Source organism: Streptomyces sp. NPDC045021, from assembly GCF_056432645.1.
Genome location: NZ_JBWKIQ010000007.1, coordinates 240,437 through 262,047 on the forward strand (window position 1 = coordinate 240,437; position 21,611 = coordinate 262,047).

Annotated in this window: 24 protein-coding genes and 1 pseudogene; 17 read left to right on the top strand and 8 right to left on the bottom strand. The window is 71.2% G+C overall.

From position 1 onward, the window contains the following. Nucleotides 1-358: 358 nt before the first annotated feature. Nucleotides 359-532 (top strand): hypothetical protein, encoded by a 174-nt coding sequence (locus tag AC07DC_RS22510; RefSeq protein ID WP_250974274.1) that lies wholly within the window; start codon nt 359-361, stop codon nt 530-532. A gap of 308 nt (nt 533-840) precedes the next feature. On the opposite strand, the gene AC07DC_RS22515 is transcribed toward AC07DC_RS22510, so the two are convergent. After that, complete coding sequence (locus AC07DC_RS22515; protein WP_478916208.1) at nt 841-1,386, bottom strand: SRPBCC family protein; 546 nt, start codon at nt 1,384-1,386, stop codon at nt 841-843. 231 nt (nt 1,387-1,617) lie between these two features. Between AC07DC_RS22515 and AC07DC_RS22520 the strand changes: the two genes are divergently transcribed. Continuing rightward, a complete protein-coding gene (locus tag AC07DC_RS22520; RefSeq protein ID WP_478916209.1) occupies nt 1,618-2,079 on the top strand; it encodes a universal stress protein in 462 nt (153 codons plus the stop codon). Here AC07DC_RS22520 and AC07DC_RS22525 read toward each other — a convergent pair. Both AC07DC_RS22525 and AC07DC_RS22530 read right to left on the bottom strand, forming a co-directional pair. Further along, nucleotides 2,063-2,647 (bottom strand): winged helix-turn-helix domain-containing protein, encoded by a 585-nt coding sequence (locus AC07DC_RS22525; protein ID WP_478916210.1) that lies wholly within the window; start codon nt 2,645-2,647, stop codon nt 2,063-2,065. The two genes, AC07DC_RS22520 and AC07DC_RS22525, sit on opposite strands and share 17 nt — an antisense overlap. Before the next feature lie 317 nt (nt 2,648-2,964). Then, entirely contained in the window at nt 2,965-3,201 is a 237-nt protein-coding gene (locus AC07DC_RS22530; RefSeq protein ID WP_478916211.1) for a hypothetical protein, read from the bottom strand. A gap of 157 nt (nt 3,202-3,358) precedes the next feature. Between AC07DC_RS22530 and AC07DC_RS22535 the strand changes: the two genes are divergently transcribed. From AC07DC_RS22535 to AC07DC_RS22545, 3 genes are read left to right on the top strand one after another with little or no spacing between them, the layout of a single operon-like run. Next, the gene (locus AC07DC_RS22535; RefSeq protein ID WP_478916212.1) at nt 3,359-5,437 is read left to right on the top strand and encodes an FUSC family protein; all 2,079 of its coding nucleotides are present in this window, start codon (nt 3,359-3,361) and stop codon (nt 5,435-5,437) included. Between the two features lie 44 nt (nt 5,438-5,481). After that, on the top strand, nt 5,482-5,670 hold the full coding sequence (locus AC07DC_RS22540; protein ID WP_478916213.1) for a hypothetical protein: 189 nt from the start codon (nt 5,482-5,484) through the stop codon (nt 5,668-5,670). A 53-nt stretch (nt 5,671-5,723) separates the two neighbouring features. After that, on the top strand, nt 5,724-6,272 hold the full coding sequence (locus AC07DC_RS22545; protein ID WP_478916214.1) for a flavoprotein: 549 nt from the start codon (nt 5,724-5,726) through the stop codon (nt 6,270-6,272). An 84-nt stretch (nt 6,273-6,356) separates the two neighbouring features. On the opposite strand, the gene AC07DC_RS22550 is transcribed toward AC07DC_RS22545, so the two are convergent. Next, a complete protein-coding gene (locus AC07DC_RS22550; protein WP_399649097.1) occupies nt 6,357-7,583 on the bottom strand; it encodes an acyl-CoA dehydrogenase family protein in 1,227 nt (408 codons plus the stop codon). Nucleotides 7,584-7,730: 147 nt separating this feature from the next. On the opposite strand from AC07DC_RS22550, the gene AC07DC_RS22555 reads away from it, so the two are divergent. Beyond that, nucleotides 7,731-8,375, top strand: a complete 645-nt coding sequence (locus AC07DC_RS22555; protein ID WP_478916215.1) for a TetR/AcrR family transcriptional regulator — start codon at nt 7,731-7,733, stop codon at nt 8,373-8,375. Between the two features lie 28 nt (nt 8,376-8,403). On the opposite strand, the gene def is transcribed toward AC07DC_RS22555, so the two are convergent. Next, on the bottom strand, nt 8,404-8,949 hold the full coding sequence (def, locus tag AC07DC_RS22560) for a peptide deformylase (protein ID WP_478916216.1): 546 nt from the start codon (nt 8,947-8,949) through the stop codon (nt 8,404-8,406). Nucleotides 8,950-9,129: 180 nt separating this feature from the next. Here def and AC07DC_RS22565 point away from each other — a divergent pair, with 180 nt between their 5' ends. The 7 genes from AC07DC_RS22565 (at nt 9,130) to AC07DC_RS22595 (ending at nt 15,620) form a co-directional block, all read left to right on the top strand. Then, nucleotides 9,130-10,368, top strand: coding sequence for a MurT ligase domain-containing protein (locus AC07DC_RS22565; protein WP_478916217.1), 1,239 nt, complete (start codon nt 9,130-9,132; stop codon nt 10,366-10,368). A gap of 21 nt (nt 10,369-10,389) precedes the next feature. Further along, entirely contained in the window at nt 10,390-11,118 is a 729-nt protein-coding gene (locus tag AC07DC_RS22570) for a type 1 glutamine amidotransferase (protein ID WP_478916218.1), read from the top strand. 126 nt (nt 11,119-11,244) lie between these two features. Continuing rightward, nucleotides 11,245-12,270 carry a 6-phosphofructokinase gene (locus AC07DC_RS22575; protein WP_478916219.1) on the top strand — a complete coding sequence of 342 codons (1,026 nt, stop codon included), beginning with the start codon at nt 11,245-11,247 and terminating at the stop codon, nt 12,268-12,270. Between the two features lie 183 nt (nt 12,271-12,453). Beyond that, nucleotides 12,454-13,413: a cytochrome c oxidase assembly protein gene (locus AC07DC_RS22580; RefSeq protein ID WP_138354542.1), complete on the top strand. Its 960-nt coding sequence runs from the start codon at nt 12,454-12,456 to the stop codon at nt 13,411-13,413. A 26-nt stretch (nt 13,414-13,439) separates the two neighbouring features. Beyond that, nucleotides 13,440-14,474 carry a hypothetical protein gene (locus AC07DC_RS22585; RefSeq protein WP_478916220.1) on the top strand — a complete coding sequence of 345 codons (1,035 nt, stop codon included), beginning with the start codon at nt 13,440-13,442 and terminating at the stop codon, nt 14,472-14,474. Between the two features lie 81 nt (nt 14,475-14,555). Beyond that, nucleotides 14,556-14,717, top strand: a complete 162-nt coding sequence (locus tag AC07DC_RS22590; RefSeq protein ID WP_478916221.1) for a hypothetical protein — start codon at nt 14,556-14,558, stop codon at nt 14,715-14,717. 192 nt (nt 14,718-14,909) lie between these two features. Beyond that, a complete protein-coding gene (locus AC07DC_RS22595) occupies nt 14,910-15,620 on the top strand; it encodes a lysophospholipid acyltransferase family protein (protein WP_478916222.1) in 711 nt (236 codons plus the stop codon). Nucleotides 15,621-15,651: 31 nt separating this feature from the next. Here the strand turns inward: AC07DC_RS22595 and AC07DC_RS22600 are convergent, their stop codons facing one another. Then, a complete protein-coding gene (locus tag AC07DC_RS22600; RefSeq protein ID WP_478916223.1) occupies nt 15,652-16,263 on the bottom strand; it encodes a DUF1707 SHOCT-like domain-containing protein in 612 nt (203 codons plus the stop codon). Between the two features lie 202 nt (nt 16,264-16,465). Between AC07DC_RS22600 and AC07DC_RS22605 the strand changes: the two genes are divergently transcribed. From AC07DC_RS22605 to AC07DC_RS22615, 3 genes and pseudogenes are all read left to right on the top strand, one after another. Then, nucleotides 16,466-17,296 (top strand): TIGR02452 family protein, encoded by an 831-nt coding sequence (locus AC07DC_RS22605; RefSeq protein ID WP_478916224.1) that lies wholly within the window; start codon nt 16,466-16,468, stop codon nt 17,294-17,296. Next, nucleotides 17,293-17,796: pseudogene (locus AC07DC_RS22610) on the top strand (YbaK/EbsC family protein); the annotation flags it as partial. The gene AC07DC_RS22605 and the pseudogene AC07DC_RS22610, both read left to right, overlap by 4 nt. Nucleotides 17,797-17,844: 48 nt before the next feature. Next, on the top strand, nt 17,845-18,171 hold the full coding sequence (locus tag AC07DC_RS22615; RefSeq protein ID WP_478916422.1) for a cupin domain-containing protein: 327 nt from the start codon (nt 17,845-17,847) through the stop codon (nt 18,169-18,171). Nucleotides 18,172-18,241: 70 nt separating this feature from the next. On the opposite strand, the gene AC07DC_RS22620 is transcribed toward AC07DC_RS22615, so the two are convergent. Continuing rightward, on the bottom strand, nt 18,242-18,847 hold the full coding sequence (locus AC07DC_RS22620; RefSeq protein WP_478916225.1) for an anthrone oxygenase family protein: 606 nt from the start codon (nt 18,845-18,847) through the stop codon (nt 18,242-18,244). Nucleotides 18,848-19,011: 164 nt separating this feature from the next. After that, nucleotides 19,012-20,679: a discoidin domain-containing protein gene (locus tag AC07DC_RS22625; protein ID WP_478916226.1), complete on the bottom strand. Its 1,668-nt coding sequence runs from the start codon at nt 20,677-20,679 to the stop codon at nt 19,012-19,014. 171 nt (nt 20,680-20,850) lie between these two features. Here AC07DC_RS22625 and AC07DC_RS22630 point away from each other — a divergent pair, with 171 nt between their 5' ends. Beyond that, complete coding sequence (locus AC07DC_RS22630; RefSeq protein WP_478916227.1) at nt 20,851-21,597, top strand: Mut7-C RNAse domain-containing protein; 747 nt, start codon at nt 20,851-20,853, stop codon at nt 21,595-21,597. Nucleotides 21,598-21,611 lie beyond the last annotated feature (14 nt).

Genomic DNA, 21,611 nt, shown 5'->3' on the forward strand with positions numbered 1-21,611 from the left:
CGGCTCCTGCGCGGCGGGGTCGCCCGCCCCACGCGACCCCCATGCCCACAACCCTTGAGATGCCCTTGAGTGACGCGCATGTGGACTGGGGTTCTCTTAGGGGTGACACAGGGAGGAAATCGGCTGGTCGCAACCGGTCGGCGGGCTTACTCTGAGCGGAACGAACAGGCACACAGGGCAGCACCAGCGCCCGCGGCCTGTCCCGGGAAGCGTCCACCCACCATGGCCGTCCTTCCGGCTCCGCACCAGGCGCCACCGCGTCCGCACCCGCTCGATACATATGCCCCACCGGGTGTCCGACGCCCGGTCGTAGGCCGCGTCGGCGCATCCGGTTCACTCGAAATGAATGGAGTGCGCGGTGACACCCGAGAAGACCAAGCAGCGCAACCAGGCCACACCCGGACTAGGTGAATGGCCTCCCCCGCTCAAGGAAGTGCGAAACCTCGACGTCTGGGCCCGGTCCGCGCCGATCAAGCTGGCGGGGTACGAGGACGACATGGCCGAGTCGCACATCCTGCGGAGCATCGACTAGATCGACGAGTTCGACCTGGCAGACGGACAGCCGCGGTCGCAGGTGGCGTGGGAGCGGATCCCGCGCCACCGCCGCGTGTGCAGGGGCAGGAGCGGGCGCGGAGCGCGAGCCCGGGACGCACGCTCAGGGCTCGGAACAAAAAGGAGCCCCGGCCAGGACGGGGGGACCGGGCCGGGGCAACACGGGGGAAAGGGGCGGTTTCTCGCCACCCTTCGAACTTAGTTTAACACTCAATGAGTGATCTTCGACTCCACTGGTTTCCTGCAATTCCGCGGTCTGACAGTTCCCCCTCCGCCCCTCCGGGAGCCCTACGCTCCGACGCCGGGCTGGAACACCCGGGCGGCCGGGGCGTAGTCGAACGCCCCGGGAGCCGGAGCCGCCGGTTCTATCGCACGCGCGGCTCCCGGCGGACGCGGCGGGATGTACAGGCCACCGAGCGCCTCGCAGAGCTTTCGGGCGTCGACCGGCAGATCACGCCGCCAGGCCATGGCCACGACCGGCGAGAACAGCGCCATCCCGGCGCCCAGCGAACTGTGCACCGAGAGCCGTACCAGCGTGCCGCCGCCGTGCGGGATCAGGTCGAATCCGTATTCGGGGACCTGCGTGCCCAGCGGGCTCCACATGCGCTGACCCCGGAACACGATGTGCCGGCAGGGCTCGTAGCCCGCGCACACCAGCCGGTGCTCCCGGTGCCGTCCGGGATAGCGGTAGCGGTACTCGGCGTTCGCACCCGGCGGTACGGGCTCCCGGTCGACTCCGGCCACACCCGAACTCCACAGCGAAAGGTTTCGGGCGTCGGCAAGGAAGTCGAAGACCTCAGGGGCCGGCCTCGACACGATCACGCTTGTGGTCACCCTCGGCATCGCAAACCTCCCCGTTGCCGGCTGGGCCGGCTTGGCTGTTGGCTCAGAGATGCGGGCGGCACGTCGGCGGCCCGGGAGCCACAGGACTGCAAGTTCTCTCTGTGACTCCTCACCGAAATCCTGCATCCCAAAAGCCCTCGTGTCGTGGCAATGCGGCCATTCGGGTGATCACGTGAGCGGGGGCGCCTACCGGCGCCGGGAACCGGGGCCTAGCCTCGAGATGTGGAGGACAAGCTGCCCGCGCAGTTCGAGCGCGGAACGGACGGACCCAAGGTCATCGTCGTCGGAGCGGACGGCTCCGACTCCTCGTGGCGCGCCGTGTCCTACGCCGCCGGCCTGGCCCGACGGCAGAACGCGTTGCTCGCCGTCGTCTATGTACAGCCGATCATCGTCACCGGCGCACTCCTCGGCGCCCCGGTGGCAGAGGTCACCACCGAGGTCGCCGACGAGCTGATGGCCGAGATCCGCCGTTCGGCGGAGCGGCTCCAGGGGATATTCGCCGTCCGCTGGGAATTCCACACCTTCCGCGGCGACCCCTACAACGGGCTGGTCACCGCGGCGGACCAGCTCACGGCCGACGCGGTGGTGGTCGGCGCCTCCGAGCACGCCGGACACCGCATCATCGGCTCGGTCGCCATCCGGCTGGTCAAGGCCGGCCGCTGGCCGGTCACCGTAGTGCCGTAGCCGCCACCGGTGCGTACTTGTAGCCGACGCGGCGGACGGTCACGATGCTGCCGCGGTGCTCGGCACCGAGCTTGCGGCGCAGCCGCGCCACGTGCACGTCCACGGTGCGGCCGTCGCCCACGTGACCGTACCCCCAGACCGTGGTGACGAGCTGGTCGCGGGAGTGCACGCGGTGCGGGTGGGCGACGAGGTGGGCGAGGAGCTCGAACTCCAGGTAGGTCAGGTCGAGCGGTCGGCCGTCCACCGCCGCCGTGCGCCGCTCGGCGTCGATCCGTACCCGGGCGCCGAGATCGTCCGCCGGTTCGGGGACCGCCTCCACCGGGACCGGTCCCGCCTCCGCGGGAACCAGGACCAGGTAGCCGACCATCCGCTGCTGACCGGGAACGGCCGGCAGCACATGACCGGGCGCCGGCAGCCAGGTGGCGCCGGGCGGCAGGAAGTCGGGGGCGGGCGGGACCTCGTCGGGGCGTACGGCGCGCAGCCGCGAGCGCAGCGGGGTGGGTGCCCCACCCGCCGACTGCTGGGAGCGGTTGACGGCAGGGAGGTTCAGGGACTGGGTGTTCGACATGGGTCGGCTCTTTCGCGCGAAGGGTCGTTGGACGACGTATTGCGCGGTACCGGAATCCGTACGGCTGACGGCGACGGCCGGAGGCCGTTGTCCGCAGGTCAGCGGGGAGTGCGGGTCCGCGCGGTGATCGCGCGGCAACACTCTCGGTCGAAGTGGTGTCCCTGCCGGGACGGCCAGAAGGGCTCGAGGTCGCTGCGACCTGTCGCGATGTCAGTGAGGCTGGCCATGGGCCCTATTGAACCAGAACCCACGCCCCGCGCGGCAGGGGGATGCCGGCGGAACGTGGATTCCGGTGCTTCACAGGGGACGCGGGATCCTCACATGGGAAGCGGAGTCGGATCGGGCACCGGTTCGGGATGCGGCATCGGCTCGGGCTGCGGCAAGGGTGCCGGGTCCGGCAGCGGCGGGCCGGGCGGCATGGGGCCCGGGCCGGGCGGCGGCACCGGGCGCGGGACCGGGTCCGGTTGGACGGGGTCCGGAGGCTGCGGCGTCGGTTGCGGATCGGGAACCGGGGGAACGGTCGCCCGGATGACGGTCGGGTCGGGATCAGCCATGGACTTCTCCTTCTCTTCGTGTCGTTGTATCGCTCTGTCGGTTTGTCGCTCTTGCTGACGCGGCCGCTGCCCGCGCCTACCCATCGGCCGGACCGCTACGCCCGCCCCATTTTTGGAGAAAGCCGGTTCCGCGACGTTTCCACCTATCCTCTGGATCATGACCTGGTTGCGCGCGCTGAAGGAGACCGGCCGCTCCGGGTTGCGCGTCGAGCGGACCAGGCTCGAACCCCTGGTGGCCGTCCGTGGTGCGGCCGGGGTCGCGATCGTGATCGGACTGGCCCTGTGGCTGTCCTCCCCCGCGGTGGCCGCGTCGTCCGCGTTCGGCGCCTTCGCCGCGGGCATGGCCACCTTCCAGCGCAGCTGGCGCTCCCGCCCGGTGCTCGCCCTCGCCGCGGGCGCCGGCCTCGCCATCAGCACCTTCCTCGGCTACCTGGCCGCTTCCCACCTCGTTGTCTTCGTCGTGCTGCTGGCCGTGTGGTCCTTCCTGGCCGGGATGGCGTGGTCGCTCGGCCCGACGTCCGGCATCGTCGCGGCCCTGACCGTCGCCGTCATGCTGGTCGTCGTCACGCTGCCCACGTCCGTCGTGGACGCCCTGGGGCACGCCGGTGTGATCGCCTTCGGCGGGCTGGTGCAGGCGGCGCTCATCCTGCTCTTCCCCATCCGCCGCTGGGGGGCGCAACGGGACGCTCTCGCGGACGCGTTCGCCGCCGAGGCGGCCTACGCCAGGCGGCTGCGCCACGATCCGCACGCCCCGTTCGATCCCGAGCCGCTGATGACGGCGCGCAGCGCGGCCGCGGTGACACCGTGGCAGGCCCGGCGCCGTCCGGAGGAACTGCACGGCAAGCGGGCACTGGCGGAGCGCATCCGGCCGGTGCTGGCATCGCTCGCCGACCCCTCGGTCGGCGCCGCGGTGGAGGGCCCGGAACGGGACCGGGCGCGCGAGCTGCTGGCGGCGGCCGCCACCGTGCTGGACGCGGTGGCCCGCGCGATCCGGCACGCGAAACCGGTGAAGCTGCCGAAGGAGGTCAACGCCTTCCTCGAAGTCCCGGAGCCGGAGGCAGAACTGACCGGTTCGGCCCGCCGGGCCGCCGCCCGGCTGATCAGCCTGCTCGCCGCCGCCGTGGAGAGCGCCAACGGCTCGGGCCCCTCCGACGCCACCGAGTCCGCACACCTGCTGCGCCCCACACTGCCGCGGCTCGTCCCGCTGGCAGCGCGGGCCATCCGCCATGAGATGCGCTGGAAGTCGGCGGTGTTCCGGCACGCGGTGCGACTGTCCGCGGTCGCCGCGACGGGGTACCTGATCGGCGCGGCGCTGCCGCTGGGCCACGGCTACTGGGCGCCGATGGCCTCGGTCATGATCATGCGCCCGGACTTCTCCCAGACCTACGCGCGCGGCGTGGCCCGCTTCGCCGGGACGCTGGTGGGAGTGACCGTCGCCACCGGTGTGATGCAGGCAGCGTCACCGGACGCTTATCTCTGCGCGGGCCTCGCCGTTCTGTGCGTCGCCCTGCTGTATCTGCTGATGCGCACCGGCTACATGGTCGCGCAAGCCTGCGTCTCGGCCTACGCGGTGCTGCTGCTGGGCATGGGCGGCACCCTGTGGACCCAGACGGTTCCCGAACGTGTCCTGCTGACGCTGCTCGGCGGAGTGCTCGCCATGGTGGCCTACGCCGTGTTCCCCGCCTGGGAGACACCGCGGCTGCGGGACCGGCTCGCGGAGCGGCTGGAGACCACGGCCGGATACACGGCCGCCGTCCTGGAGGGCTTCGCCGATCCGGCCAAACGGCGCTCCTCGACCGTACGGCAGGCGCTGCTCGAAGCCCGCGCGGCCAGCGTCGCCTGGGACCAGGCCGTCGCACGTGCCGACGCCGAACCCGTGCGGCACCGCGGACTGTCCCGCCGGGCCGCGCAGGACGCCGACACGGTCCTCTCCGCGATGGGCCGCGTGGGCATGCTCATGGAGGCCCATCTGCCCGGACGGGACGCCGACCCCCTGCCGTCCGCGGCGGCGTTCGCCCGCGTGCTCCGTGGGGCCGCCGCCGAATCGGCGCAGGCGGTGCGCGACGGGGCGCCGCCGCGCTGGGACGCGGTCCGGGCCGTCCTCGACGGCTGGCGGGCCGACACCACCCGGGAACGCATGGTGCGCCGCGGCGCGGAACTGCAGATGGAGACCCTCGACGAGTTCGAGGAGGCGCTGCGCTCGCGCTCCGGCGCTTCCCGGAACCCGGCCCTGTGACGGATCCGGCTCCCCTCCGGCGGGTTCGTCCGTAGGGTGGGCGGATGGCCGTCCAGAACTGGAAACTCGTCCTCGCGGCGGCGTCGGCGCTGCTCTCCCTCGCCGCTGTCGTGCTCGTCCTCCCGGCGCTGACCGGCGCCGTCGGCTGGACCACGGTCATCGGCGCGGGCGCGCTGGCGGCGGTGACGGGAACGGTGGCCCTGCTCTCCGACAGCGGCGAACGCCACAGCTGAGGCCGGTCCAGGGCCGGTTGCGCAAGATCGTCCGGCCAGGATGTGATGGGGCCATGGACTCTCGCACCCTGTACCTGTTCGGTTCGGCCGCCCCGCCCGTTTTCGATATCGCCCGGGTGATCGACGATGCGCAGGCCGACGGCTGGGACGTGTGTCTGGGCCTCACCCCCACCGCGGCCCACTGGCTCGGCGACCACCTCGACGGCCTCGCCGCGCTGACCGGCCACCCGGTGCGGTCGCAGTACAAGCTGCCGGGCGAGCCGGACGTCTGGCCCCCGGCCGACGTGATCCTTTTCGCACCGGCCACGTTCAACACCATCAACCAGTGGGCTCTCGGGATCACCGACCACTTCGTGGTGGGCGTCGTCGCCGAGGCCATCGGCAAGGGCATCCCCATGGTGACCATGCCCTGCCTGAACTCCGCCTACGTCCAGCACCCGCAATTCGAGCGATCCATAGGCGAGTTGCGGCTGGCCGGAGTGACGGTCCTCTACGGCGAGGGCGGCTTCGTCCCGAACCAGCCGGACCAGGACCAGCCGGCCGCCTACCCCTGGCACCTGGCCCTGGCAGCCACGAACAACGCCGCCCCTGCCGTCAGATGACCGGCCGGGCCGGCCTTGCGGACGCGACAGCCGTGTCCCCTTCGCGGGTGCGAAGGGGACATGGCTACGGCAAGCGGCTCGGTGTCAGCGGATCGGCATGCCCGACAGGGTGCGGGCGATGACCAGGCGCTGGATCTCGCTGGTGCCTTCGAAGATCGTGTAGATGGCGGCGTCGCGGTGCATGCGCTCCACCGGGTACTCGCGGGTGTAGCCGTTGCCGCCGAGGATCTGCATGGCCTGGGCGGTGACGGTCTTGGCGGTCTCGCCGGCGTAGAGCTTGGACATGGAGCCCTCGGCCGAGGTGAAGGGCCGGCCGGCCGCGGCCATCCAGGAGGCGCGCCAGACCAGGAGGCGGGCGGCGTCGATCTGGGTGCGCATGTCGGCGAGCTGGAAGGCGATGCCCTGGTTGTCGATGATCGGGCGGCCGAACTGGACGCGGGTCTTCGCGTAGTCGAGGGCGACCTCGTAGGCGGCGCGGGCGATGCCGACAGCCTGGGCACCGACGGCCGGGCGGGAGGCCTCGAAGGTGGCCATCGCCGCGTTCTTCACGCGCTCGCCACCGGTCTTGGCACGCTCGTGCGCACGGGCCAGGCGCTCGTCGAGCTTCTCCTTGCCACCCAGGAGGCATTCACCGGGGATACGGCAGTCCTCGAGGACGACCTCGGCGGTGTGGGACGCGCGGATGCCGTGCTTCTTGAACTTCTGGCCCTGGGACAGGCCGGGGGTGTTCGGCGGGACGATGAACGAGGCGTGGCCCTTGGAGCCGAGCTCGGGGTCGACGACCGCGACGACGACGTGGACCGCGGCGATGCCGCCGTTGGTCGCCCAGGTCTTGGTGCCGTTGAGCACCCATTCGTCCTTGGCCTCGTCGTAGACCGCGCGGGTGCGCATCGCGGAGACGTCGGATCCCGCGTCCGGCTCCGACGAGCAGAAGGCCGCGACCTTGACGTCGTTGACGTCGCCGTACATCTGCGGGACCCAGGTGCCGATCTGCTCCTCGGTGCCGTTGGCCAGGACACCGACGGCGGCCAGTCCGGTGCCGACGATGGACAGGCCGATGCCCGCGTCGCCCCAGAACAGCTCCTCCATGGCCATGGGGATGCCGAGGCCGGTGGGGTCGAAGAACTGCTGGGCGTAGAAGTCGAGGGAGTACAGGCCGATCTTCGCGGCCTCCTGGATGACCGGCCAGGGCGTCTCTTCGCGTTCGTCCCACTCCGCGGCCGCCGGGCGCATCACATCGGCCGCGAAGCCGTGGATCCAGTCGCGCACGGACTTCTGGTCGTCGTTGAGCTCGAGCGTGAAGTCGCCCATGTCCCCTCCACCTGGTTGTTACTTGCGGTAACATCAGTCTGTTACCCGCGAGTAGGGGATGTCAACTCCCCGCCGCGAACCCGGCCGCCTCGGCTGGGGTGTTACGTTGCGCAGAGTGCACGAAATCGAACAGACAGGGAGTACCGGGTGGACACCGGCCAGCGGCAGGACCAGCGGACGGCGACGGAGCGACGGCGTAAAGAGCTGCTCGAGGCCGCCGACCGCGTCGTACTGCGGGACGGACCCGAAGCTTCCATGAACGCCATCGCCGCCGAGGCCGGAATCACCAAGCCGATTCTCTATCGTCACTTCGGCGACAAGAGCGGTCTGTACCGGGCGCTGGCCCAGCGGCACACCGACGCGCTGCTCGGCTCGCTGCGCGCCGCCCTCGACTCAGGCAACGACCGCCGGGACCGGGTGGAGGCCACGCTGCACGCCTATCTCGCCGCGATCGAGAGCCGCCCCCAGGTGTACCGCTTCCTGATGCACCCGGCCGAGGCTCCGGGCGACGGGGAGAAGGGCTTCGACGGCGGCCGGCACTCCTCCTCGCTGCTGCGGCGGATGGGCGAGGATCTGGCCGAGGTGATCGCCGAGCGGCTCGACCTGGGCCCGCAGAGCCAGGATCTGGCGCGGGTGTGGGGCCATGGCATCGTCGGCATGATGCACGCGGCGGGTGACTGGTGGCTCAGCGAACGCCCCGTCTCGCGCGACCAGTTGGTCAGCCACCTCGCCGACCTGCTGTGGGGGCGGCTGGCCGCGGCCGGCGACCGGGCGGGCAGCCCGGGGCTGTAGAACCCCGTACCCGGAACCCGGCCGGGCGCTACTTCTGCTGTGCCCAGGGCGCCCGGCGTGCCGCGCGCAGGGCCCGGCGGCGGCGCAGCCCACCGAGGCGGTCGGTGAACAGGCCGCCGTCGAGGTGGTCGCACTCGTGCTGCAGGCAGCGGGCGAAGAAGCCGGTGCCGACGACCCGCACCGGCTCACCGCGGACGTCGAAGCCCTCGACCACCGCGTGGTCGTGCCGGGTGGTGCCCGCGTTGATGCCCGGCAGCGACAGACAGCCCTCGGATCCGGTGACGGTGACGCCGTCCACCTCCACCAACCGCGGGTTGACGACATGCCCCAGGTGCCGCACGTCCTCGTCGTCGGGGCAGTCGTAGACGAAGACCCGCAGGGCCCGACCGATCTGGTTGGCCGCGAGCCCGACGCCGTCGGCGGAGTACATGGTGGCGAACATGTCCTCGATGAGAAGGGCCAGTTCGGCGTCGAACGCGGTGACCTCGACGCACGGCGCATGGAGCACCGGGTCGCCGATCAGACGCATCGGACGGATGGTGCCGGTACTGCCGGGGATGGTGCCGCGTCGCATGCCGGCAAGCGTAGAGCCTGTACGTGGTGGGGCGGACGGTGCGGGGGCCGCGCGCGAATGTAGATAGGCTGCTCCGAGACCGAGGCCTCCCGGGTGTTGGATCGGCGTGGAGGGGCGGACACTCGGCCACCGCGAGGCTTGTGCAGGTGTGGGGGCCGGACGCGAGGAGGATGTTAGACGATGGCAGGCAACTCGGAGCCGCTGACTCCGCGGGCCAAGCTGGCCGTGACGGCGGGCAAGGCGGCGGCGGCGGTGTCCCGTGCGGCGGGCCGTGGCAGCGGATCTGTGATCGGCGGACGGGTGGCCCTGAGGGTCGACCCCGATCTGCTGGCGCGGCTGGCAGGACACCTCGATGTCGTGCTGGTGTCGGCGACCAACGGCAAGACGACGACGACCCGGCTGCTCGCGGAGGCGCTGCGGGCCAACGGCCCCGTCGTCTCCAACGCTCTGGGCGCGAACATGCCGGCCGGTATCACCTCGGCGCTGGCCGGCGGCGCGGACGCGCGCTACGGCGTGATCGAGGTCGACGAGAAGTACCTGGCCGGTGTCGCCCGCGACGTCGCCCCCAAGGCCATCGCCCTGCTCAACCTCTCCCGCGACCAGCTCGACCGCGCGGCCGAGACCCGCATGCTCGCCGAGCACTGGCGCGAGGGCCTGTCCGGCACGGACGCCATCGTCATCGCCAACGCCGACGACCCGCTGATCACCTGGGCCGCCTCCTCCTGCCCCACCGTGGTGTGGGTCGCCGCCGGCCAGGAGTGGAAGGACGACGCCTGGTCGTGCCCCTCGTGCGGCGGCGTCCTGCAGCGCCCCTCCGACGACTGGTTCTGCGGTGACTGCGGCTTCCGCCGCCCCACGCCGACCTGGGCGCTCTCCGGCGACCACGTCATCGACCCGTACGGCGCTGCCTGGCCCATCCGCCTGCAACTGCCGGGCCGGGCCAACAAGTCCAACGCGGCCGTCTCGGCCGCCGCCGCTGCCGCCTTCGGTGTGGAGCCGAAGGTGGCGCTGGAGCGGATGTACGCGGTGCAGGCGGTGGCCGGACGCTACGACGTCGTCACCTACCTGGAGCGCGAGCTGCGGCTGCTGCTGGCGAAGAACCCGGCCGGCTGGCTGGAGACGTTCTCCCTCATCGACGGCCCGCCCGCCCCGGTGATCCTGTCCGTCAACGCCCGCGGCGCCGACGGCACCGACACCTCCTGGCTGTGGGACGTGGACTACACCCGGCTCGCCGGGCACCCGATCTACGTCATCGGTGACCGCAAGCTGGACCTCGCGGTCCGGCTGGAGGTCGCGGGTCTGAACTTCCGCGTCTGCGCGGACGTCGACGAGGCGGTGCGCTCGGCACCCCCCGGCCGGATCGAGACCATCGCCAACTACACCGCCTTCCAGGACCTGCGCCGCCGCGTCGGCAACTGACCCGGACAAGGAGAAGCAAGCATGAGCGATTCCAGCCTTCGCCTGGTGTGGGTCTACCCGGACCTGCTGAGCACCTACGGCGACCAGGGCAACGCCCTGGTCGTGGAGCGGCGTGCCCGCCAGCGCCGCCTCAATGTCAGCCGGATCGACGTCCGGTCCGACCAGCCGATCCCCACCTCCGGCGACATCTACCTCATCGGCGGCGGAGAGGACCGGCCGCAGCGACTGGCCGCGGAGCGGCTGCGCCGCGACGGCGGACTGAACCGCGCGGTCGCCAACGGCGCGATCGTCTTCTCGGTCTGCGCCGGCTACCAGATCCTCGGCCACGAGTTCGTGAACGACCTGGGCCGCCCCGAGCAGGGCCTGGGGCTGCTCGACGTCGTCAGCGTGCGCGGCGACGGCGAGCGCTGCGTCGGCGACGTCCTGGCCGACATCGACCCCCGGCTCGGCCTGCCGCCACTGACGGGTTTCGAGAACCACCAGGGCGTCACCCACGTGGGCCCGAACGCGCGCCCGCTGGCGACCGTCCGGTTCGGCAAGGGCAACGGGACCGGCGACGGCACCGAGGGCGCGTACAACGACACCGTCTTCGGGACGTACATGCACGGCCCGGTCATGGCCCGCAATCCGCAGATCGCCGACCTGCTGCTGAAGCTGGCACTGGACGTGAACGCGCTGCCACCGGTCGACGACCAGTGGTACGAGGCGCTCCGCACGGAGCGGATCGCGGCGGCGGGCCAGCCGGCCTGACGCAGTGAGCGGTGTCCGCAGTGCGGGCGGCTGTGCGCCGTCCGCACTCGGCTGGCTAAGGTAACGGGGATCCATCCGGACGACGGGGTCCGGCCGTCCGTTTGAATCGCGGGATAGGCGAGAGCAATGCGTATTGGTGTACTGACGAGCGGCGGAGACTGCCCCGGACTCAATGCCGTCATCAGGTCGGTGGTGCACCGCGCCGTCGTCGATCACGGCGATGAGGTCATCGGCTTCCACGACGGCTGGAAGGGCCTGCTGGAGGGCGACTACCGCAAGCTGGACCTGGACGCCGTCAGCGGCATCCTGGCCCGCGGCGGAACGATTCTGGGCTCGTCCCGGGTGCAGCCCGCGCATCTGCGCGGTGGCGTGGAGCAGGCCAAGGGCCATGTCCGGGACCTGGGGCTCGACGCGATCATCCCGATCGGCGGTGAGGGCACCCTGAAGGCGGCCAAGCTGCTGTCGGACGCCGGCCTGCCGATCGTGGGCGTGCCCAAGACGATCGACAACGACATCGCCTCGACGGACGTGACCTTCGGGTTCGACACGGCCGTCATGGTCGCCACCGAGGCGCTCGACCGCCTCAAGACCACCGCCGAATCGCACCAGCGGGTGCTGATCGTCGAGGTCATGGGTCGGCACACCGGCTGGATCGCCCTGCACTCGGGCATGGCGGCCGGCGCGCACGCCATCGTGGTGCCGGAGCGGCCCTTCGACATCGGCGAGCTGGCCGATCTGGTCGGCAAGCGTTTCGCGGCGGGCAAGAAGTTCGCGATCGTCGTGGTCTCCGAGGGTGCCAAGCCGCGCGAGGGCTCGATGGAGTTCTCGTCCGGCGCCAAGGACATCTACGGCCACGAGCGGTTCACCGGGGTGGCCACCCAGCTGTCGGTGGAGCTGGAGCAGCGCCTGGGCAAGGAGGCGCGGCCGGTGATCCTGGGTCATGTGCAGCGGGGCGGCACGCCCACCGCCTACGACCGGGTGCTCGCCACCCGCTTCGGCTGGCACGCGGTGGAGGCCGTCCACAACGGTGACTTCGGCATGATGACGGCACTGCGCGGCACCGACATCAAGCTGGTGCCGCTGGCCGAGGCCGTCGAGCACCTCAAGACCGTGCCGGCCGAGCGTTACATCGAGGCCGAGTGCGTCCTGTAGCCGGACCCGTCCGCCAGCCGGCGGACGCTGTGACGGGCTGACGCCCGCTTTCGACGTACGGGGCCGCCCCCGGCCGCATCACCGGCCGGGGGCGGCTCTAGTCTGGTGCGGGCGCACGGGTCGAATCTGCACAATGCCGGACGGCGCGGGCGAGGCGGTTCGCACGACAGGAGAGAGTGACCCATGGACCACGGCGGACACGGCATGCCCATGGACTTGCCGCCGTTCACCCTTGGGCGGGGGCTGGAGTTCAGCGGCGACCCGGTGTTCCTGGCCGGCTGCCTGCTGGCGCTCGGGCTTTACGGCTGGGGCGTGGTGCGGCTGTGGCGGCGCGGCGACCGCTGGCCGGCCGGCCGGATCGTCGCCTTCGTCCTGGGCGTACTGACCGTGGCCTCGGTGATGTGCACCGCGATGAACGACTACGGCATGGTCATGTTCAGCGTGCACATGGTGCAGCACATGGTCATCAGCATGCTCTCCCCCATTCTGCTCCTGTTGGGCGCTCCGGTGACGCTGGCCCTGCGGGCGCTGCCCGCGACGGCGCACGGACGTGGCCGCAAGGGCCCGCGCGAGCTGCTGGTGGTCTTCCTGCACAGCCGCTACATGCGGCTCGTCACCCATCCCGCGTTCACGATCCCGCTCTTCATCGCGAGCCTGTACGCGGTGTACTTCTCGCCGCTCTTCGACTTCCTGATGGGCAGCAGGCTGGGGCACATCGCGATGATGACCCACTTCCTCGCCGTCGGCCTGGTCTTCTTCTGGCCGATCATGGGCGTGGATCCGGGGCCGCACCGCCCCAGCCACATCATGCGGATGCTGGAGCTCTTCGCGGGGATGCCGTTCCACGCGTTCTTCGGCATCGCCCTGATGATGGGCACCGAGCCGATGGTCACCACGTTCCTGCATCCCCCCGCGTCACTCGGGGTAGATCCACTGCAGGACCAGAGCGCGGCGGGCGGAATCGCCTGGGCGTTCAGCGAGATCCCGTCGGTCCTCGTGCTGGTGGCACTGCTGTTCCAGTGGTACACCTCCGATCAGCGGCAGGCGCGGCGATCGGATCGCGCGGCCGATCGTGACGGGGACGCGGAGCTGGTGGCATACAACGCCTATTTGGCATCCTTGGATGCTCGCGGTCGCGGCTGACACAGCTGACCTAGGGGAGGCGCGAGATGGGGGACCAGGTGCGGATATCGGGCGGGGCGCTGGAGCTGCCGGGTGGGGTGACCGTGCGGTTCATGCGCACGCTGCGCCTGCCCGAGACCGGAACGCATCCGCTGCCGCCGGGGATCGGCACGTTTCCGCTGCGCAGGGTGGCGGACTATCCGGACCGGGCGCCCGCCGAGTGGCTCACCCGCGGCGGCGTGGTGCTGCCGGTCTACCAGCGCGAGGCGATGTGGCTGAGCTTCTCCTCGCAGGTGCCGGTCGCCCTCCAGGTGGGCGTGGGCAAGGTGTGCGCGGTCTCGGGGCGGCCGTGGAGCGACCGGCTGTCGCAGGATCCGCAGAACTACGTGGTATTGCCCCGGCAGCCCTGGCTGGACGGCATCAACTCCGGATCCGGCACGATCCGGCAGTTCGTCGCGGTGCCGCTGGGCCTGGGGGCGACGGTGGAGGGCCAGGTCTCCGGTGAGGAGGTCTGGGGCGGGGTGCAACTGCAGGCCTTCGAGCTGCGGGACGAACCGCTCGCGGTCTGGCGCGCGGAGCAGGAGCGGCGCGCGTTCGCCACCCGCGGGCCCTGGGGTGTCGCGCCCGACGAGGAGGAGAGCATGCCTCCCATGGCGGGGTACGGAGCGGCGATGCCGATGGCGGCCAGGGCGGCCGCTCCGGCCGCGCCGTCGATGGGCCTGGGTGCCGGCGGCCGGATGCGCCAGGAGGTCTACCGCGACGAGCGGCTGCCGACCGACTGGCGGCTGGAGCCGTCGGGGCGGATCTTCGTCCATCTGGCGACCGCCCCGCAGTGGCGGCAGATCACCGGCGAGGCACCGCCGCCGTCCCCGGTGGACCGGGCGGCCTACAACGCCGCGGGCCTGCCCTGGTTCGACTACTACGACGCGGACGCCGACGATCTCGCCGCCGCGGCCCCGCTGGCGGACGTGAAGCCGGTGGGCGACTGGCTGGGCGACGACCAGCAGCCGTGGACGCCGGTCCAGCCCGGCCAGGTGAAGAAGTTGAAGGACGACGGCCAGGTGACCGACGGCGACTGGTAGCGCCGGAGGCGGCGGCCGGTCACCATGGAGACCGGGCCGCCGCCGGGCGGGACGTCCCGCGGTTCTCGGGAGGAGGGCGTCATGCCGACACCCGCGAAGGCGATGGCGGTGTGCACCGTGGCATCTCTGGTGGCGGTGTCCGCCTACACGGTGGTGCTGGGCGCGAACGCCTGGCTGTGGTTCAGCTGGGTGCTGCTGGGCCTGTGCACCGCCGGCGTGCTGGCCATCAAGCTGCCGCGCTGACGGCGGGGCCGCCCCCGCGACCTCCCCGGTTCACCCGAAGGGCCCTGGGCACCGGGAGCATCACTGGCTCCTCAAAACCGACACGGCGAAACGGCCGATACCGGTCCTCTCGCGCCCCGCCCGTATCGGCACTACTGTGCCTGGTCACCGGGGTGCGGGCGTTCCCCGGCGCGGAGGGGGGAAACGGCGGGCGTGTTCTACCACGTGCTCAAATACGTGATCCTGGGGCCGTTGCTGCGGCTGTTGTTCCGGCCGCGGATCGAGGGACTGCAGCACATTCCGGAGGACGGCGCCGCGATCGTGGCGGGCAACCATCTGTCGTTCTCCGACCATTTCCTGATGCCGGCGATCCTGCCGCGCCGGATCACCTTCCTGGCGAAGGCCGAGTACTTCACCGGCGGCGGCCTCAAGGGCCGGCTGACGGCCGCGTTCTTCCGCGGGGTGGGGCAGATCCCGGTGGACCGCGCGGGCGGCAAGGCCTCGCAGGCGGCGCTGAAGTCCGGGCTGGGCGTGCTGCGGCGCGGCCATCTGCTGGGCATCTATCCGGAGGGCACCCGGTCGCACGACGGCCGGCTGTACAAGGGGCGTACCGGGGTGGCTGCTATGGCGATCACGGCGCAGGTGCCGGTCATCCCGTGCGCGATGGTGGGCACCTTCGAACTGCAGCCGCCCGGACGCAAGCTCCCCCGGCTGGGCCGGGTCACGATCCGCTTCGGCGCCCCCATGGAGTTCAGCCGGTTCGTGGGCATGGAAGGGGAGCGGTACGTGGTGCGGTCGGCGACCGACGAGATCATGTACGCGATCCTGGCGATGTCCGGGCAGGAGTACGTCGACCGGTACGCGAACGAGGTCAAGGCCGAGCAGGCGCGCGGTGTCGCGGCACGGCTGCGACGGCCGTCGTGACCTCGTCGCCACCGCACCCGCGGCTGCTGCCCTAGCGGCCGTCGCGCCAGGGGTACTTGTAGCTCCGCATGACCCGGACATGGCCGAAGACGGAGCGGCCGGTGATGTGCACCACGGGGCCGTCCTCGTCCCAGTCGTCCTTGGTCCTGTCGTGTCCGCCGAGCTGGGAGCGCTTGCCGAACAGGGCGGTCCCGGTGTCGTAGACACGGGCGTTGTCGGGGACGACGATCTCGACCTTGCCGCAGAAGGAGCCTGCCTCGATGACGACCTCGCGCCGGGTGAACACCGCCTGCCGCAGGTCGATCACCACGGCGCCGAACCGGGCGTGCGCGACGGTGTGCGGCGGGACCGGCCACTGGCCGCTCCGCCGGATCTTGCTGAAGAGGGCGTCGACCGGAGCCGCGTCGGTGGGGGCGACCAGATTCGCGCCCGCCGCCGGTTCCGGCAGATCGCCGGTGATCGGCGCGAGTTCACCGCGGGTGCGCGCCGCGTAGGTGGCTTCCAGGCGCTCGGCGTGCTCGTCGGTGGTGAGCCGGCCAATGGCGAGCGCATCGGCGAGAATCGCGGCGGTCTGATCGCGTTCCTGGTCCGAAGCGCGCAGGTCGATGTCGGCGGAACGGGACTCCGCTGGGGTGTCGGACACCGGGCAACCTCCTGGTCGGACGCGGACCAGACTTACGCTATATCGCGACTGTCGCGTTCGCAAGGTCCGCGTCCGCCGACGCACCGCGGGCGGGCTTAACACGGGCCCCGGACCGGTCGGCGGGAGCGAAACCACTGGCTCCGCCGCAGGTGGGCGCCATAGGGTCGGGACCCGTGAACACGAACAGAACGCGGTGCCGGCCATGAGCGCCCGGCTGCGCGGCATCGCCCGGCACACGCAGGAGATCGTCACGGCAGGCCGGTACCTGGCGCCCAGCGGGCGGGAGATACCGATCGGCGCGGGCGTGGCCCGAGCGGTCGCCGGGACCCGGCTGTTCGGGCCGGAGCCGGTGGACGTGCCTGCGGCGCCCGGTCCGCCGGCGGCCACCGTGTTCGGCGTCACCGCCGAGAGCAGTCTCCAGGCCGCGCGCCGGCTGAAGAGTTCCGCGGACGAGCCCGTCGCCGTCCTCAACTTCTCCTCGGCCCGCAATCCGGGCGGCGGTTACCTCAACGGCGCCCAGGCGCAGGAGGAATCGCTGTGCCGCGCGTCGGCCCTGTACACCTGCGTGGTGAGCACGCCGGACCTCTACGCCGTCCACCGTGCCGACCGCGACCCCTTCTACACGGACCGCGTCATCCACTCCCCCGCCGTGCCGGTCTTCCGAGACGACCGCGGCGCGCTGCTGGAGGAGCCGTACGAGGTGGGGTTCCTGACCTCTCCCGCGCCGAACGCCGGGGTGATCACCCGCAATCTCCCCAACCGGGTGGACCAGATCCCGCGGGCGCTGCTCACGCGTGCCGGGCGCGTTCTGGAGGTCGCCGCCGCCCAGGGTTACCGTCGGCTGGTGCTGGGCGCCTGGGGCTGCGGGGTCTTCCAGTGCGATCCCGCGCAGGTCGCGGACGCCTTCCACCGCCATCTGACCGGTGCCGGGCGCTTCGCCGGCCGGTTCGACGAGGTCGTCTTCCCCGTGCTGGACCGGCGCGAGGACTCCCCCACCCGCGCCGCGTTCGCCGCGAGGTTTAATAAGTCATGACCGACACCGAGGACACGACGGACACGAACCAGCACGCGACGTACAACGGGCTGATCGCCCTGCTCGACGAGCACGGTGCGGTCTACCGGACCATCGACCACGCGCCGCAGGGCGCCACCGAGTTGGTCAGCGAGTTGCGGGGCAACGTGCTTGCGCAGGCGGCCAAATGCATCATCGTCATGGTCAAGCTCGGCAAGAAGACGACCAAGTACGTCCTCGCCGTCGTGCCCGGCGACCGGCGGCTGGACCTCGGCGCGGTGAAGGCGCTCTTCGGCGGGACGTACATCTCGTTCGCGCCGAAGGAGACCGCCGAGCGGCTGGCGGGCAGTGTCAGCGGCACCGTGCTGCCGTTCTCATTCGACGAGAAGCTGGAACTCATCGTGGATCCGGCGCTGCTGGAACACGACGAGATCTTCTTCAACGCGGCCCGGCTGGACCGTTCCCTGGCGCTGTCGGCCAAGGACTACGCGGAGATCGCCGCCCCGCGCATCGAATCCATCACGGAGGCACCCGCCGTCCCGGGCGGCAAGCGCAACATCGACACCGTCATGGACGCCGTCCCGGAGAAGTGGCTGCCGCACGTCCTGGCCCAGGTCAACGACTACGACGTCAAGGTCGCCAACGTCGAGGGCGAGTTCTCCGAGCACCGCCACGCGGACACCGACGAGTTCTTCCTCGTCCTCGCCGGCCGGCTGCGCCTGGAACTGCCGGACGGAACGGTCGAGCTGGGCCCGCACGAGGTGTTCACCGTGCCGCGCGGCACGCTGCACAAGCCGGTCGCCGAGCCCGGGACGCGGATCCTGATGTTCGAACCGCGGGGCACCGTCAACGCCGGTGACGGCAACGAGGGAACGACCGGCGTCGTCCTGTCCTGACCGTCCGTACCCGTGGCACGCGCCGTCCCGCATCCGCCGTTCGCGGTGCGGGTCCGGCCGCCGGGGGTCGTCAACGGCTGCCCGTACCGGCGTCGCCCCGGCCGTGCAGGAACAGGGCGCGGCTCAGGCATCCCACGGCCACCGTGCAGGCCGCCGTACGCACCATGTTGAGCGCGATCCACGTGTTCTCGAACTTGTCGCGCACCGCGGCCAGATCGCGGATGTGCGCGGGGTCCCCGGCCTTCGCGAGTTCGTCGTTGAGCGGGATGTTCGCGCCCATCGTGACGAGGAGCGCCACGACGTAGAGCGCCACCGACGCCAGCACCCAGCCGAAGACGGCGCGCCGCCCCAGCCGCCGCTGCTGGAAGGCCGCGACGCCGGTCAGCACCAGGGCGCCGAAGAACGCGAGGAAGAACACCGGGTTCTCGATGGCCACGTTGATGTTCTGCATCGCGGCGATGAACGTCCGGTCGTCACCGCGGCCCAGGCCCGGCATCACGGCGACGTCGAAGCTGAAGAAGAGACCGGCCATGAGCGCTGTGGCGACGGTGGCGGCGCCCAGGACGGGGCCGGCGGCGCTCTTGCGGGCGGGGACCGGAAGCGACGGCTGGTGGAACGGGGCCGGGGGCGTCATGTGGGTGTGCGGGGCGCCGTTGGTGTTCTGGGCAGCACTCATCAGTTCGCTTCTCCCTGCGGGGTGTTGGACGGTCGCGTTCGGCTGGTTTCTCATGGCTCCAGTCAAGTCCCCGGCGAGACTACGGACCATCGCTCAGAAGCGCACGCGCATAAGCGACCGTCCACGCGCGGGCGCGTGGACGGTCGCTGTCACCCCCGGATCCGTTACGGGCCGGTCGTCCCGTACACCTGCATCTCGTAGAGGGAGTAACCGTACGCGGTGCCCCGGGCGGTGCCGTTGAAGCGGACGTACCGGCCGGTGCCGGTGAGGCCGGTCAGGTCGTCGGTGGCGCCGTTGCCGGTGGTGGTCGAGTAGATCGTCGTCCAGGTCGTGCCGTCAGGGGAGGTCTGGATCGTGTACGCCTTGCCGTACGCGGCCTCCCAGAGGAGCTTGACGTGGCTGACATTCGCGGTGGCGCCCAGGTCGACGCGGAGCCACTGCGGGTCGGCGCCCTCCTTGCTGGCCCAGCGGGTGGTGGTGAGGTTGCCGTCGAAGGCGGCCGCCGCAGGGAAGGAGGTCGATTCGACGGAGGAGGCCGTCGCCGTCCGGCCCTGGGAGAGCAGCACCGGGCCGCCGCCGGGAGTGGTGACAGTCAGTGCGTAGCCGGTCGAGTGGGAGGCGGATGCCGAGGTTCCGGTCACCGTGAGGGCGGCGGAGCCGGCCGTGGTCGCCGCGGTGGCCGAGACCGTCATCACCGAAGTGCCGCCCGCGGTCACCGTCGAAGGCACGAAGCTCACGCTGACGCCCGACGGTGCGCCGGTCGCGGAGAGCGTCACCGGCTCCGCCGCACCGGACGCCACCGGCACGGACACCGTCGAGGTCGTGGACGCGCCGGCGTTCACCGAACCCGCCGCCGGGTTCAGCGACAGCGAGAAGTCGTTGCTGGCCGAGGCGGACGTGAACGCCCACTGGCTCGCGGTGCCGGAACAGCTCCCGGCGACCACACTGGCGCCCGAGGCCCGGAAGCACTTCTTCCCGGTCTGGATGTCGGAGATCGTGCCGCTCGGATTGATCGACCACTGCTGAGTGGGGCCGCCGGTGCAGGCGTTGAGGACGATGTTGCTGCCGGACATCGCCGCGCAGAGGTTGTTGATCACCATGAACGCGCCGTGGAAGGTGAAGCGCTGGGCCGCGGAGCCGTTGCAGGCGGCGGTCTTGAGGGCGGTGCCGGAAGTCGAGCTGTTGCCGGGATCCTCCATGCACTGCGCCGTCGAGCCGTTCTTGTACTGGCCGACCGTGGTGTTGGGCTGGGCGCCGCCGTAGCACTTGCCGGTGCTGGTGTTGAAGATCGGCGTGGCGTCGTAGGGCTCGTTGGAAGGGGGGTTGACGACGACCGGTTCCATCGTCGGGGTGTTGTCCGCGTTGTAGTGCGTCAACGCGTCCTCGCAGTCGATCGCGTTCATCGCGTTGCCGCCCTTGCCGCCCAGCCACAGGTCGATGTGGCGCAGCCCCGGGCCGCCGTTGGGCCCCTGGCCGCTCCAGTCGGCACCGCACTCCTGGCAGCTGTCCTCCATGATGAAGTACTTCCTGACCCGCTCGACCCACACCTTCGTGCCGGCCGGGAGCTCCGCCGTGGACGTCGCGAAGGTGATCGGATCCGCGAAGGTGCCCGTGCCGCCGGCGGTGTCGTGGATCTGCGGGTAGGAGATGTCGCCGCCGGGCGGCGTGTTGTCGTACCAGCCGTAGAACGTCAGGAACGTCTGTTGCGTCGTGGCCGCGGGGGCCGCGGAACTCGGCGCCGCGTTCACCAGTCCGGCGAACGCCGAGATGAGGACGAGACAGGCGGTCGCGAGGAACGCGACAAGAGCGCGCCGACTCATGGTGCGGCTCATGGTGCCTCCGTTGCCAGGGGGATCCAGCAGGGTCACCGCAGAGTCGGTCCGCGCGCCGGTGCAAGTCAATAGTCTGTTAGGAAAGTTATCTAACAATCTCTGGATGTCCGCTGTGGACGCCCAGCGGAATCAACTGGCCCGGCACCGCTCCGTGATGACATCCTGGCCAACGTGAACGGACCGGAGATCGACATCATTTTCGCCCCTGAGCTGCACCTCTTCGTACCGGCGGAGCGGCGCCAGGGCCCGAGCAGGGTCGTCACCGACGGCACCTCGACGCTCGGTCATGTCGTCGAATCGCTCGGCGTCCCGCTCACCGAAGCCGGCCGGCTCCTCGTCGACGGCCACACGGTCTCGGTCTCGCACATCCCAGGCGCCGGCGAGACCGTTCATGTCCAGGCCGTCGAGCGGCCCCAGCAGGTGCCGGGCGCCCCGCTCCGGTTCCTGCTCGACGTCCATCTCGGCACCCTCGCGCGGCGGCTGCGCCTGCTCGGCGTCGACGCCGCCTACGAGAACGAGGACATCGGCGACCCCGCACTCGCCGCCCTCTCCGCGAAGGAGCGGCGCGTCATGCTCTCCCGCGACCGCGGGCTGCTGCGCCGGCGGGAGATCTGGGCCGGCGCGTACATTTACAGCGACCGTCCCGAGGATCAACTCCGCGACGTACTGCAGCGCTTCGCACCCGCGCTCTCGCCGTGGTCCCGGTGCGTGGCCTGCAACGGGCCGCTCGCCGACGCCGACAAGGAATCGGTCCAGGACCAACTGCGGCACGGCACGCAGCGCTCGTACGACGTCTTCGCCCAGTGCGCGTCCTGCGAGCGGGTGTACTGGCGCGGTGCGCACCACGCCCGCCTGGAGGCGATCGTCGAGGAGGCCCTGCGCGAGTTCGGCGGCGCGGCCGCCTCGTCCGCGCGCTAGAGCCTGGTCGGCCG

Bases quoted from the DNA above. Each gene is read 5' to 3' on its own strand.
- AC07DC_RS22620 (WP_478916225.1), bottom strand. From the start codon at position 18,847: ATGAGTGCTGCCCAGAACACCAACGGCGCCCCGCACACCCACATGACG.
- AC07DC_RS22540 (WP_478916213.1), top strand. From the start codon at position 5,482: ATGGCCGTCCAGAACTGGAAACTCGTCCTCGCGGCGGCGTCGGCGCTG.
- def (WP_478916216.1), bottom strand. From the start codon at position 8,949: ATGCGACGCGGCACCATCCCCGGCAGTACCGGCACCATCCGTCCGATG.
- AC07DC_RS22605 (WP_478916224.1), top strand. From the start codon at position 16,466: ATGAGCGCCCGGCTGCGCGGCATCGCCCGGCACACGCAGGAGATCGTC.
- AC07DC_RS22585 (WP_478916220.1), top strand. From the start codon at position 13,440: ATGGGGGACCAGGTGCGGATATCGGGCGGGGCGCTGGAGCTGCCGGGT.
- AC07DC_RS22615 (WP_478916422.1), top strand. From the start codon at position 17,845: ATGGACGCCGTCCCGGAGAAGTGGCTGCCGCACGTCCTGGCCCAGGTC.
- AC07DC_RS22565 (WP_478916217.1), top strand. From the start codon at position 9,130: ATGGCAGGCAACTCGGAGCCGCTGACTCCGCGGGCCAAGCTGGCCGTG.
- AC07DC_RS22625 (WP_478916226.1), bottom strand. From the start codon at position 20,679: ATGAGCCGCACCATGAGTCGGCGCGCTCTTGTCGCGTTCCTCGCGACC.
- AC07DC_RS22550 (WP_399649097.1), bottom strand. From the start codon at position 7,583: ATGGGCGACTTCACGCTCGAGCTCAACGACGACCAGAAGTCCGTGCGC.
- AC07DC_RS22525 (WP_478916210.1), bottom strand. From the start codon at position 2,647: ATGTCGAACACCCAGTCCCTGAACCTCCCTGCCGTCAACCGCTCCCAG.
- AC07DC_RS22590 (WP_478916221.1), top strand. From the start codon at position 14,556: ATGCCGACACCCGCGAAGGCGATGGCGGTGTGCACCGTGGCATCTCTG.
- AC07DC_RS22535 (WP_478916212.1), top strand. From the start codon at position 3,359: ATGACCTGGTTGCGCGCGCTGAAGGAGACCGGCCGCTCCGGGTTGCGC.
- AC07DC_RS22570 (WP_478916218.1), top strand. From the start codon at position 10,390: ATGAGCGATTCCAGCCTTCGCCTGGTGTGGGTCTACCCGGACCTGCTG.
- AC07DC_RS22580 (WP_138354542.1), top strand. From the start codon at position 12,454: ATGGACCACGGCGGACACGGCATGCCCATGGACTTGCCGCCGTTCACC.
- AC07DC_RS22545 (WP_478916214.1), top strand. From the start codon at position 5,724: ATGGACTCTCGCACCCTGTACCTGTTCGGTTCGGCCGCCCCGCCCGTT.
- AC07DC_RS22530 (WP_478916211.1), bottom strand. From the start codon at position 3,201: ATGGCTGATCCCGACCCGACCGTCATCCGGGCGACCGTTCCCCCGGTT.
- AC07DC_RS22575 (WP_478916219.1), top strand. From the start codon at position 11,245: ATGCGTATTGGTGTACTGACGAGCGGCGGAGACTGCCCCGGACTCAAT.